The following is a 12,333-nucleotide window of genomic DNA, read 5'->3' as shown; positions in this document are numbered from 1 at the left end:
ATAGCTCAACCATCCGATGCATCGATCCTGTCTTCGCCAACCGTTCAGTACATAGAACTCAGCTCTTGCCCTTACCACCCTTACCGCCCTTGGCAAACCGCCAAAAAGCCATACAGCAGCCGAGCAATCCGGCTCCCAGCATAAGAGTCTGTAACGCCCCCAGCCAAGCCGACTGAGCCGAGGGGATCAGGCTGCTGACAATAATGAGCAGGATAGAGACCGCGACCAGCACGGGGGTTTGTCTACTTTTCTTCACAACCATTCACCACTCCTGTTAGTAATTCTTAACTCTATAGTACTCAAAATCAGCGTAGGAGTCATGCTGGTGGGCATCCACGGAGCCGATGAAATTGAACAAGCCTGTAAATCCGCCAATCTCCCCCGGCTCCCCGTTCACGCCTTCATCCGACAGATAGAGAGCATCGATATTCTCTGCAAAAGCTTGCCAATCTCCGTTATCCCCGAAGCGGTAAAGGATACTCGCGATGCCTGAATGATAGATCAGCTTGAGCTCCGCTGTGTCTTCAGGGACTGGAATGTAATTGTGGACCAATTCAATACGTTCCCCCAGCTTGGCCTGCAGCACAGATAGAACGGTGCCCTCTGATTCGGAGTGGGTCAAGTGAACATACAGCCAATTATTCGAATCATAGTATAGCCCCATCCCCGCCGTTTCCGAATAATGATCGGGATGAAATTCCACCTTGGTTTGAACTTCATAATGAAGGGAGGTTGCACGCGTAGCCAACATCGCCGGATTAATCTGCGAGAAGAAAGAATTCTCTCCATGAATGCGCAAGTAGCCCGGACGTTCAACCGTATTCACCCATGCCGCTTGCTGGTCCCGGTATGGAGTCAGAAAATGAATATCATAGTGCTCCTGGTTAAAATCATCGAATACATCATGAGAGAGCCTGTCCCCCTCTAATTCAACACCTGTTAACCCCTCAACTTCCATTTTGGCTACATTCGATCCATCCTTCATTTCCAGCCAGCCGTCTACTGTCCAATGCATTTTTTGGATCGAGGTTTCACGGCCTAATGGGTTTAAAAGCGTTCCTTCCACAGGCCGTGACATTAGATGGGCAATGTACCATTCGCCTGTTTGGGTTTGAACTAATGAGCCGTGACCTGCTTTTTGCATGATTGAGCCTGGATTATACATCTCAAAATGCCCGGCATCTGGATTACCCAGTGAGAATAGATGGCGCGGCGAGGAGGTGATAATGGGCTCTCCCGACGGATGCGGTTCATAGGGGCCAAAAATATTCTCCGCACGTCCCAGCTCAACACCATGAGCATATCCCGTTCCGCCAGCAGCTAATAGTAGATAGTACATATCTCTATATTTATAGATCTGCGGTGCTTCAGCACAGCCGCGGCTGGTGAATCCTTGCGTCACCCGGTGCCATTGTCCAGCGATCTTTCCCTCATTCAAATCAAATTCAGCGATCACAATATGTCCAGGCGCCTGATACCCTTCACGGGTCTCCCATTCAAGAATGGACACATAGTGTTTGCCGTCTTCATCATGAAACAGCGCCGGATCGAAACCGATGGATGTCAGATAGATTGGCTCCGACCAGGGTCCATGGATATCTTCTGCCCACATGGCATAGGAATCCGAGTTAAATTCACGGCCTGCCATGTTCAACATATGCGAATAGGCTAACCAGTACCGGTTCGTAGAAGAATCATAGGATAGATGCGGTGCCCAGATCCCGGCTGGAGTATTAGTGCCTCTTAGATTCACTTCACCTTTATTCAGGGCAAAGGCCGTCAGCTCCCAGTTCGCTAAATCGGTTGACTTGAAAATTTGAATGCCGGGATTCCAATGAAACGTGGATGTCGCAATATAATACACATCATCCACTCTAATAATAGAGGGATCTGGTGCCATTCCAGGGATTATTGGATTATTAATCTTCGTCATTTATTTGCTTCCCTTCGCTGTTTAGCCATATTATTTACCCTTTTTCTATTGCCTATGTATATTATAATAACTACTAACGTACTTAAGCGATGGGATGATTACGGCTAGATTTACCCAAATCAAAGGCAGGTGCTGCAAATTGGAACATATGAATAGGTATCACACAGGTGCACAGACGCTGCTGCTGCCGCGCATTGATTGGAATATACGCTTTTTTGGCGCACATACACAGACTGTTCCTGCCGATTGGAGCATGACTACAGAATCCCACCATGCCTTTGAGATTCTAATTGTGCTGGATGGGGCTCAGGAGACAAGAATGGATCATGAACAATTCATTGTGAACCGTGATGATATTCTGCTGATTCCGCCTGGGTTCGAGCATACGAATAAGTGTATTTCCGCTACATCGATGACCTATTTTTGTGCTCATTTCGATATAGACGAGCCCTCCTTGCGGATGCAAATCATGAAAAACTGTGATTGGGTCTATACGCCCTCCAATGTGTATCATGACCAGTTGAAACAATGCCTTCAAAAATGGATCGATATTCTGCATGAGCCTGAGTTGTCGTTCACCAAAGCGAAGCTAAAAGCACAAATGGTCTTGTTCGAGTTATTGGAGGTGCTGGTAGATATCCAGCCGGTCCTGACGGAGATACGTGCTAACCAGTCCATGACCACTGCGAAATACGCCAAAGAAATTGCCGAAGCCATCAAGAGTGCTTTTAAGAAAAATTGCACCCAGGGAAATTCAGACTACACCATTCGCATCCAGCCCATCATTGCTTCGCTAGGGATCAGCCCTAACTATGGATTAGAGGTATTTCAAAAAATATATAAAATGTCGCCCCGCACCTATCTATCTGACTTAAAGCTACAGGAAGCCAAAATATTACTCCAGCAGCCCAGGATATCTTTAAATGAGATTTCAAATCGTTTAGGCTACAAGAACCTCTCCCACTTCAGCAGACAATTCAAAAGATGGACAGGAGTTAACCCTTCTGACTTTCGTAAAAAAAATGGTGTATAAGCAAACACCCACCTGCCTTTATGGACGGATGGGTGTTTTGTTACTTTTAGGTTATTTGCTATTATTTTTTTCATAAGCTTATTTCGATATATTTCAATGCTATTCTTTGATTCAATAAAACCATTCTTAAAATATTCATATTCCGATTGTAAAATGACATCATTATTTTTCAATTCAGATACTAACAAAATATTTCTTTCTTCAAGAATAATAGGGGCCTTAAATGGTTTGGTAATATTCCAATAGGCTTCTGAAATTAATTCGCAATTGATCTGAGAAATTGTGAATTCTAATCTTTCTGCTGCTATGAGTATACTATTGAGACCGTAGTTTAATAACCAGTACTCCCCCTTAACTATCATCATCATAAGTTATTTGTTAAAAATCAATAACCTCGCGGCAATTTCCTGAAAACTCTAAACATGGTGAGATGATCATTTTGCTTCCTCCCTTGATATTAATTATAATAAGTTGCTTGTGCATGCCACATGCCAGCATAGACCTTCTTTTTATTTAGCAGCTCTTGGTGTGTGCCATACTCTACGATCTCGCCTTGATCAAAAACCGCCACCTTATCACAAAAGGTACAAGAAGACATTCTGTGGGAAATGTAGATCGTCGTTCTCCCCTTAGCCAAAACATTAAAGTGTTGATATATTTCTGCTTCAGCATAAGGATCTAGTGAGGATGTGGGCTCATCAAGTATTAAAATCGGAGCATCCTTTAGAATATTCCGCGCAATTACCAGCTTCTGATATTGTCCACCGGAAAGTTCAATTCCACTGCTGTCCAGTGTCTTGTATATGGATGTGTTTAAGCGTTTAGGTATTTCCTGAATTTTTTCGAATAGACCGACTTGCTTCAGTACCTCTTCCATACCATCTTCCGACCTTTGACTTTCGTTATCTAGGTTTTCTCTAATCGAGAATGGAAGTAGCTTATAATCTTGAAAGACGACAGAGAGAAGCTTCATATACTCCTCATAATCGTATGTCTGAATATTTTTTCCACCTAATAAAATTTCGCCTGCCTGTGGTTTATAAAGTCTGCATAGTAATTTAATGAAGGTTGTTTTTCCAGCACCATTAGGGCCTACAATTGCCAGCTTCTCGCCCATTTGAAGGATAATTGACACGTTCTTAAGTACTAATGATGAATCATCGTTATAGGAAAACGATACATTTTTAAATTCCAGCTTTAAATCATTGGGGAAGATACGATTACCGTCTTTATCAGGTTCTGGAACCCGGTTAAAAGTAATGAAGTTGTCGATGTGCTTACACATTTGCCTGAATTCAATGACAGACCTGGTCAGCTCTGTCAGATGATTAGAAAGTAAATTGGCAGATGAAATATACATCGTAAATTGACCAATCGTTATATTTTGTTTAAAAACACGGTAGGCCGCATAAGCAACAATAGCTGCATTCTGTATTTGAATAGCAAGTGAAGATATCCCGTAGCTCTTACCTTTGTAATGGGTTATTTTATCGTTGGCTGTAATCGCATCTTCATGATATTTCTTAGTTTTATTCATAATAAAAGGCGATATGTTATAAAGACGAATATCTTTTGCAGTAAAGAAGTTAATGGCCAGCCCTATATAATACGACCATTTCCGATTAAACAATACTTGATTTTGCTCATGTTCAAACTCTCTGTTCTTCATTTTTTTGTATATATATGAATTAAAAATCACTACTGCAACCACTAAGAGAAGGATATAAACATTCATTGTTACTACTATGATTAAAAACCCGATAAGCCCAACAACACTCTGTATAAAACGATTAAGTAATCCTACAATAGTCATCTTATTGTTGATAAAAAACATCACTTGCTCCCGCAAGTTGAGTACCTTCGCATCCTCTAAATATTTAAAATGAACATCCATAATCTTTTTGCCCAGCTGAAGCTCGATATCCGCCATAAGCAGATGATTTTTCAATTCCAAACTTCTTGCCATTAGCCTATCAAGCAAGCCAATGACTAAATTCCCAATAACCATTATAGAAATGTACATGATCAACTGACTAGCAACTTTGTAGACGGTTAATTCATCGATTATAAAACGCAGCATGATTATATTAACAAAGGGCTGCGCAGTTTGAACAAGTGCTGATAGAATCACAAGTATAAAGTAGTTCTTGGATAAGCCTTTTATAAGCTGGATGTAAGAAATAAATGTTCGGATATCATGCTTCATCGGAGTATTCCTCTCCAGCAGATTGATAGTACTGGCTTTGGACCTTAAACATTTGTGCATACTTACCATCAAACTTCATTAATTGATTATGATCGCCATATTCAACAACCGTACCATTTTCAATGTAGGCAATTTTATCGCAAAAACGAGTGCTAGATAGCCGGTGTGAAATATACAACACTGTTTTATTTTCTACGATTTCATTGAAGTTTTTATACAATTCATATTCTGCCAATGGATCTAAAGCGGAAGTGGGCTCATCGAGAATAATAATACCTCCGTTTTTATATAGAGCACGCGCTAGAGAAACCCGTTGGCTTTCACCACCGGATAACTCGATACCATTTTCGTCTAAAATCTTGTACAAACTCGTATGAATCCCCTGCTTAAATGAACTTATCTTCTCTGCCAGCCCAACCTTTCTTAGACATTCATTGACTAATTCGATATTCATTTCCCCGCGTTCTTGGAGTGAAATATTCTCGGCAATGGAATAGGCAAAGAGCACAATTTCTTGAAAAACAGTGGAGATAAGAGCGAGATACTGCTGCTTAGGGAAGGATTGAATGTTTATTCCATTCAGCAGGATTTCACCCTCAGACGGCTTATATAAACGACATAGTAATTTAACTATTGTCGTCTTTCCAGCACCGTTCACGCCCACAATAGCGAGCCGCTGCTCTTGCTCAATTGTCAAGCAAAAATCCTTCATCACAAAGTTATCCGCACCCTCATACTTAAATGATACATTCCTGAATTCAATCGAATAGGGCGGCGATAGATGCTGATCTGCGGGAAGGGCAGAGTCCTCCTCTTGTTCATAATACAAAAACTCACGTAAATCGCTAATACGCAAGGTATTATCATTAATATCCACCAAGCTGCTCATACTATTTTTAATAGCGTGATAGAATACAGCAATAGATGCCGAATACATGATAAAATCACCAATGGAAATTTGGTTATGCCATATCAGGTAGGCCAAATATGTATACGAAACAACTTCGCCAAAAAAAGAGAATAATAACTCTACGCTTTGAACAAAAAAATATTTCTTAGATATCTCTTTGGCCAAAAGAAAACGCTTACACTTTGCTATATTATATTTATTAATTAAAAACGGTCCGTAGTTGAACAAGCGTATATCTTTACCGTAGCTAAAATCCTTCATAATGCCGCTTATTACATCTTTCTGCCGCTCCTGCTCTGAAATGGCATCCTGCTTGTGGTAATGAAAGCTTTTGGCGTGATTAGTAAATTTCGCTAGTACAAACGCCATTACAACATTAAAGATAAAGAGTAAGGGGTGAAGCGTCATAATAATGGCCGCATAACCCAATACAATGAATATATTGCTCATCAGTGAAGATATTTGCGGCAAAAAACTATTTACCACACTATAAATTGTCATTCTTGCGGTATTGGATTTGTTCAAAAATTCAGCGTTTTCAATATTAGCATAATCTGTTGTTAGGTTAACGTTGGTATATTTGCGTAAAAATCCATACACAATTTTCAGACAGTTATTTCTCTGTTCGATAAAATTTATCGCGAAATTCACAACAATCAAAGCACCTGTGCTACAAACAATTAACATAATGAGCATATTAGAGCGGTTTTGTCCCGTTAATTCGTCAATGATTAACTTAGGCATGAATACCGCTAAAAATGGTTGAATGCTGACAAAAACCGTTAAACAAAGTGTCATTAAGATATATTTTTTATCAAAAAACCATGCTTTCCCGATGATATACAGAGTGTTTTTGTACTTCACATTTAACGTATCTATGTATGCAATATGACATCAGTCCTTTGATTAATATTAGTTACTATGTTAACCGGGCTGTCGTGGCTTCATTTAAGCCTACTAGGTTATTCAATTCCCCTTCAGTGCTGCGACAATTTCCATGCCTGGGTTGAGCTCGGGTTCAATGCCCTTGAACTCAGAGCTATAAATAAGGTTAATCAGGTCCACACTTAAATCGGGACTTTGCTGAATCACTTCAGCTATGATGACTATGTAAAATTTGGTGCTTCATTGGAATTTCCGCCTCTAATTGATACCTTATCATATTTCCCGGCTCCCGGCACAAACACGTCCTCCAGCACCATGCAGCACTCCCCTATCTCTCGCCAATTCTGAGAATTCCCTCTCACCGACCGCTTGTATGGATTCGCATACATTCTAGAATCATCACGGAAGTCCCAACTCCAGTACAATCACAAGTGGAAACGGCTTTGCCGTCCTTTTAAGGGACAGTACCGTTTCAGCGAGAAATAGAAGGATAAGTCATCGTGTGAAACATATAATTTCTTGTATTTCAAAAAAAGCCCACCCGTAATCACGGATGAGCTTGGTATTAGCTGCAACTTCGTCTTATTCGCTACGTTTCTTAGATTTACCCAGGGTCACAATCGTCATCATCATCCCTACAAGGCCCATGCCTAACAGCAATCCTTGCGAGAAATCCATCACGTTGCTTGCGCTAGGCTGAATCACTTGGCTGGCAGCAATGGCTGCAAGTGAGGCCAGGAACAGCGTCGATACCTGTTGGTTTTTGAATTGTTTTTTAATCATGTTAGACACTCCTTAGCAGGTTTTTATTTTGTATACAATCTTAGATTTTATAAGCCTTCATCGCTTTTCTGATCTCCTTGATGCTAGGGCGCTTGCCGTACATCAGGACGCCGGTGCGGTAGATCTTGGCGGCGAGCCAGCCGAAGAGGAAGGTTGTAGCCAGCAGGATCGCCAGCGAGACCATGATCTCCCAGAAGGCCACATGTCCGACCCCGATGCGCAGCAGCAGGCTGAGCGAAGAGGTGAATGGCACGAAGCTCGCGACCTTAACCAGCAGAGTGTCCGGGTTCGAGATACTGAACAGCGGCAGATAGAAGCTGACGAAGCCCAGCATCATGACCGGCATCACGGCCTGTCCCAGATCCTCTGTCCGGCTGACAATTGAACCGACAGCGGCATACATCAGGGCGTACAGGAAGTAGCCCAGGATATACAGGATGAATCCATAGACGAGAATTCCGGCATTCAGCTGGCCCAGATCCATATTGAAATCACTCAGGATACTCGAATTGTGCGGCAGCATCAGGTTGACGGCGATGGCAGCCGAGATAATCGCGATCTGCATCAGTCCGACAAGGAAGATTCCGATCACCTTGCCGAACATTTGGGTTAAAGGCGAGGCGCTGGTGATGAGAATCTCCATAATGCGCGAGCTTTTCTCCGAGGTAATCTCGGCTGAGATCATATTCCCGGTCATCATGACTGACATGAAGAACAGCATCAGCAGAACATAGACTACTACATAATTGATAACAGGCTTCGCTTGATCCTGATCTGAGCCATCCACTGCTCCGCTGGAACTGAGCTGCTCTGTACCGATGGAGACTGGAGCGAAGATTGCCGCCACCTGGCTCTCGGTCAGCTTGTCGCCGACAATCAGCCCGGTATTCACCTGCTGTAGAGCCGCTTGCAGATTCGTTCTCAGCTGGCTGCTGATGTCTCCGTCTTTGCTGTGATACGTAACCGGTGGCACCCCTACACTGCCCTTGTCGGCAAAGGTAAGATACCCCTCAATCTTCTCATCCTCCAACCCCTGCTTCAGCGCAGCATCCTCAGCGGAAGGATAAGCGGTAAATACGACTTTATCGTCTGCTTCAGCCGGCGGAGTATAAGCGAGCAGCAGCTCGGCGGGCCGGAAGCCCTGCGTGGCAACTATTCCGATCTGTGTCGCGTCCTTGGCACCGTCTTCTCCCTTGAACACTTTGATTAGATAAGGAATATTCATCCCAATGCTAAGCAGAAGCACCAGAATCAGGGTCGTAATCATGAAGGATTTCGTTCTTACCTTGTTCTTGAATGTGAAGCCGATAATGGTTGCCATTTTATTCATTGGATTCACCCACCGCTCTGATAAAGATTTGGTTTAGCGTCGGTTCCTTAATCTCGAAATGCTCGACCTCGCCTTGAGCCACAGCCAGCTGCAATATGCGCTGCGACGCTCCCAGGTCATTGATGGATAACACATACCCGCGCTCTTGCCGCTGCACTCCGGTAACTCCGGCAATCTCGGTAAGTCCGTTCACTTCCCCGGCGGTGCGCAGTACAACCTCTTCCCGCGGATACCCCTTCTTGATCTCGCGGATATCTCCCTGAACTACGGTGTTCGAACGGTCAAGAATCGTGATATTGCGGCATAATTCCTCAACATGCTCCATGCGGTGCGTGGAGAACAGAATACTCGTTCCCAGATCCCGCATCTCTCTGACTGTATCCTTGAGCAGCTCCACATTGACCGGATCGAGGCCGCTGAAGGCTTCATCCAGGATCAGAATCTTCGGCTTATGGACCACAGCGGCGACGAAGCCCATCTTCTGCTGATTACCCTTGGACAGCTCTTCAATCTTCTTATTGTAATATTCCGGAACATCGAAGCGCTCCAGCCAGTACTTCAGGCTCTTATCCGCTTCACTGGCGGACATCCCGCGCAGCTGCGCCAGATAGATAATCTGATCGCTTACTTTGACCTTCGGATACAGTCCCCGTTCTTCCGGCAGATAGCCCATCAGATGCTGAAGCTCCTTACTATACGGCTTGCCGTTATACAGGATGCTCCCTTCGTCGGGATAGATCAGGCCGAGCACCATGCGCATAGTCGTTGTTTTGCCGGCGCCGTTGGCACCCAGCAGACCGTAAATCTCGCCTTGCTCCACCTTTAGACTGATTCCGTTGACGGCTGTCTTCTCACCGTACTGCTTCACTACCTGCTTCAACTGCAATGCTTCCATTCTTATTCCCCTCTCTTCTGGTCGATCAGAACCGGACGATGTCCCCGGGTCCATAAGCTTAGGATTTCATCCAGCTCCAGGCTGCGGCTCTTGAGTACCTTTACGCCCAAATCGTGGATGCGTTTCTCATACAGATAAATTTGTTGGGTTAAAAAGGAAGCCACACCCGGCGTCTCGAGCTTCAGCTCCAGCGCTTGTGGCAGCTCGGCTGCGAGTGCCTGCAGGTCCTGCTCGTCTTCAATTTGAACCCACAGCTCAGCCCAAGAGCCGAATAGACTGTCCTTCTCGGCCATTCCCAGCAGCTGCCCCTGATGCATCAGCACGATGTAATCGGCCAGCCGCCGCACCTCATCCACAATATGGGTCGAGATGACAATCGTCGCCTCGTGCTCCTCCATGTAGTTCTGCAGCGTATCAATCATAGTCTTCCAGGCAAAAGGGTCCAGGCCCGAAGAAGGCTCATCCAGCAGCAGCAGCAGGGGCTTCGCCGCAAGGGCCGCCGCAAGCTCGAACTTGCGGCGCTCACCCTTAGACATTTTACCCAGTCTGGCATTCTCTGGCACTTCAAACCTCTGGATCAGCTCCTCGAAATAGCTCTGGTCCCAGGAAGGATACCAGTGGCTGCGGAAAGCCGCCGCCTCACCGGGTGTCCAGAAGTTCTCCTCTGGCTGGGGCATCTCCGGCACGTAAGAGATGGTCTGGCGGAGCTCCATCGGCAGTACACCGCGGTAAGCCTCTTCATACCAGCGGATCTCCCCTTCATCCGGCAAAATCAGCTGCAGGAGCATATTCAGCAGCGTGCTTTTGCCCGCGCCGTTCTGGCCCACCAGCGCTGTAATATATCCTTGCGGCAGCCGGAGATTCATCGGCCCGATGGTTTTGTTCCGCCGCTTCTTGCAAACATCCCGCAGTTCTATAGCTTGCTGCCCCATCAGCTTCCCCCTCTTTCTGCCTGCTTCCCGTATTTGCTCTTCACAATCTCTGTGAACAGCCTGGTCAGTTCCTCTTCGCTGCATTGGACGGACAGTCCCGCCTCCACGGCGCTCTCCAGCGCCTTGCGGATGGTCTCCTGCTTATAGTCCTCCATGGCTCCGGTCCCGATATGGGATACGAAGGTGCCCGTCCCCTGCCGGGTCCGCAGCAAGCCTTCGTTCTCGAGATCCTGATAGACGCGGCGGACCGTAATGACACTGCACTTCAGGTCACCCGCGAATTCGCGGATGGAAGGGAGCAGCGTCCCTTCTGTAATCGCACCTGAGATAATCAGCGATCTGAGCTGCGTCTCAATCTGATGATACAGCGGCTCTGCGCTGTTCTCATTAATTTGTATAGGTATCCACATCATTTACACCTGCCTTCCAGGCCCGGCCCCCGGATGAACGCCTTGCCCCGTCTCATACGAGATCACGGCTCTTCAGCCGGTAAATCGTCCACTTGCAGAATAGCTGCATGGATAGAACACCCGCTGCAAGTGCACCCCACATCAGCGGAGAGCCCAGCCCCCATGACCTGGAGGCAGCGACCGTAGCGAGCAGAATATTGCCTCCCGTCAGGTAGACTAATCCTGACACGCCCACCGCCAGCAGCATAACGGATGAGATGATCCAGAAGTACATGACGCCGCTGACCGAGAACTCGATGATAATGTAAATGCCTGCGACAATTAGACTGTAAGCGATCCAGGTAAAGGCAAAAGCCAGATACGAAGCAGGCGGCAATTCCGCGCGTATTCCAGGGCTGAACAGATAGATCAGGCTGAAGTACAGCGTGCCGTTCATGACAACGGCGAACAGGGTATCCAGCTTTCTTTTACAGAGAACAGCAGCTACAGGCACCGGCAACGCCCGCATATACCCCAGCATCCGGGTATAGGTATCCTCCGAGATATACTTCATGTTCCGCCGGGAAAAGGTGATCGTGAGCATAAGCATCATCGTAACCATCAGAACATCGCTGAGCAGCTGCTTGTCATGTCCTGTTAACGTATCGTCGATGACCATTCCTGACAGCGCAGCAAAATATCCCATGATCAGGAGCGAGAACAGCAGTGCCCACAGCAGCTTCCAGCGGTCACCGTGGAATTCGCTGCGTACGATGACCCATGCTTGCTTTAACGTCGTCATAACCTTTAACCTCGCTTTATTCTTCTTTGAGCGGCAGAAGCCGCCAGATCTGCTTAACTTCAGTGTGTATCTATGTGTGCTTACTGTATATATCTATATACACAGTATATGACCTGTGCTTTTCACTGTCAATAGAAAACCTCGGCTATTTTTATTCACAAAAAAACCCCGCACATGGGCGGGGTTGGTTGGACTTTATTTATAGGAGCATACGCAGGATTTACGGCACAAGTCC

Annotated in this window: 11 protein-coding genes; 1 reads left to right on the top strand and 10 read right to left on the bottom strand. The window is 45.6% G+C overall.

From position 1 onward, the window contains the following. Positions 1-58 precede the first annotated feature (58 nt). Both MKZ07_RS26285 and MKZ07_RS26280 read right to left on the bottom strand, forming a co-directional pair. Positions 59-256: a hypothetical protein gene (locus MKZ07_RS26285; protein WP_143804369.1), complete on the bottom strand. Its 198-nt coding sequence runs from the start codon at positions 254-256 to the stop codon at positions 59-61. A gap of 18 nt (positions 257-274) precedes the next feature. Continuing rightward, positions 275-1,933, bottom strand: coding sequence for a family 43 glycosylhydrolase (locus MKZ07_RS26280; RefSeq protein WP_076160065.1), 1,659 nt, complete (start codon positions 1,931-1,933; stop codon positions 275-277). Between the two features lie 148 nt (positions 1,934-2,081). Here MKZ07_RS26280 and MKZ07_RS26275 point away from each other — a divergent pair, with 148 nt between their 5' ends. Beyond that, positions 2,082-2,966, top strand: coding sequence for an AraC family transcriptional regulator (locus MKZ07_RS26275; RefSeq protein WP_036700247.1), 885 nt, complete (start codon positions 2,082-2,084; stop codon positions 2,964-2,966). A gap of 457 nt (positions 2,967-3,423) precedes the next feature. On the opposite strand, the gene MKZ07_RS26270 is transcribed toward MKZ07_RS26275, so the two are convergent. From MKZ07_RS26270 to MKZ07_RS26235, 8 genes are all read right to left on the bottom strand, one after another. Next, a complete protein-coding gene (locus tag MKZ07_RS26270) occupies positions 3,424-5,172 on the bottom strand; it encodes an ABC transporter ATP-binding protein (RefSeq protein WP_036695288.1) in 1,749 nt (582 codons plus the stop codon). Next, entirely contained in the window at positions 5,162-6,946 is a 1,785-nt protein-coding gene (locus MKZ07_RS26265) for an ABC transporter ATP-binding protein (RefSeq protein WP_036695287.1), read from the bottom strand. The genes MKZ07_RS26270 and MKZ07_RS26265 overlap by 11 nt, the downstream gene beginning before the upstream one ends. 603 nt (positions 6,947-7,549) lie before the next feature. Continuing rightward, entirely contained in the window at positions 7,550-7,750 is a 201-nt protein-coding gene (locus tag MKZ07_RS26260; RefSeq protein WP_036695286.1) for a hypothetical protein, read from the bottom strand. A gap of 40 nt (positions 7,751-7,790) precedes the next feature. Then, positions 7,791-9,080 carry an ABC transporter permease gene (locus MKZ07_RS26255; RefSeq protein ID WP_036695285.1) on the bottom strand — a complete coding sequence of 430 codons (1,290 nt, stop codon included), beginning with the start codon at positions 9,078-9,080 and terminating at the stop codon, positions 7,791-7,793. Next, on the bottom strand, positions 9,073-9,975 hold the full coding sequence (locus MKZ07_RS26250; protein ID WP_036695284.1) for an ABC transporter ATP-binding protein: 903 nt from the start codon (positions 9,973-9,975) through the stop codon (positions 9,073-9,075). The genes MKZ07_RS26255 and MKZ07_RS26250 overlap by 8 nt, the downstream gene beginning before the upstream one ends. A gap of 2 nt (positions 9,976-9,977) precedes the next feature. Further along, positions 9,978-10,907: an ATP-binding cassette domain-containing protein gene (locus MKZ07_RS26245; RefSeq protein ID WP_036695283.1), complete on the bottom strand. Its 930-nt coding sequence runs from the start codon at positions 10,905-10,907 to the stop codon at positions 9,978-9,980. Then, the gene (locus MKZ07_RS26240) at positions 10,907-11,317 is read right to left on the bottom strand and encodes a GntR family transcriptional regulator (RefSeq protein ID WP_036695296.1); all 411 of its coding nucleotides are present in this window, start codon (positions 11,315-11,317) and stop codon (positions 10,907-10,909) included. Before MKZ07_RS26240 ends, MKZ07_RS26245 begins: the two co-directional genes overlap by 1 nt. A 52-nt stretch (positions 11,318-11,369) precedes the next feature. After that, positions 11,370-12,098 carry a hypothetical protein gene (locus tag MKZ07_RS26235; RefSeq protein ID WP_076160053.1) on the bottom strand — a complete coding sequence of 243 codons (729 nt, stop codon included), beginning with the start codon at positions 12,096-12,098 and terminating at the stop codon, positions 11,370-11,372. Positions 12,099-12,333: the final 235 nt, after the last annotated feature.

It is taken from the genome of Paenibacillus sp. FSL P4-0338, from assembly GCF_038002365.1.
In the GTDB taxonomy this organism is placed as follows: domain Bacteria; phylum Bacillota; class Bacilli; order Paenibacillales; family Paenibacillaceae; genus Paenibacillus_AQ.
Note: the sequence above shows the minus strand (reverse complement) of the source record. Positions and strands in the feature narration are given on the sequence as shown.

What these genes read in the sequence shown, in the direction of transcription:
- MKZ07_RS26270 (WP_036695288.1), bottom strand. Translation starts at nt 5,172, where the DNA reads ATGAAGCATGATATCCGAACATTTATTTCTTACATCCAGCTTATAAAA.
- MKZ07_RS26245 (WP_036695283.1), bottom strand. Translation starts at nt 10,907, where the DNA reads ATGGGGCAGCAAGCTATAGAACTGCGGGATGTTTGCAAGAAGCGGCGG.
- MKZ07_RS26260 (WP_036695286.1), bottom strand. Translation starts at nt 7,750, where the DNA reads ATGATTAAAAAACAATTCAAAAACCAACAGGTATCGACGCTGTTCCTG.
- MKZ07_RS26250 (WP_036695284.1), bottom strand. Translation starts at nt 9,975, where the DNA reads ATGGAAGCATTGCAGTTGAAGCAGGTAGTGAAGCAGTACGGTGAGAAG.
- MKZ07_RS26235 (WP_076160053.1), bottom strand. Translation starts at nt 12,098, where the DNA reads ATGACGACGTTAAAGCAAGCATGGGTCATCGTACGCAGCGAATTCCAC.
- MKZ07_RS26255 (WP_036695285.1), bottom strand. Translation starts at nt 9,080, where the DNA reads ATGAATAAAATGGCAACCATTATCGGCTTCACATTCAAGAACAAGGTA.
- MKZ07_RS26240 (WP_036695296.1), bottom strand. Translation starts at nt 11,317, where the DNA reads ATGTGGATACCTATACAAATTAATGAGAACAGCGCAGAGCCGCTGTAT.
- MKZ07_RS26275 (WP_036700247.1), top strand. Translation starts at nt 2,082, where the DNA reads ATGAATAGGTATCACACAGGTGCACAGACGCTGCTGCTGCCGCGCATT.
- MKZ07_RS26280 (WP_076160065.1), bottom strand. Translation starts at nt 1,933, where the DNA reads ATGACGAAGATTAATAATCCAATAATCCCTGGAATGGCACCAGATCCC.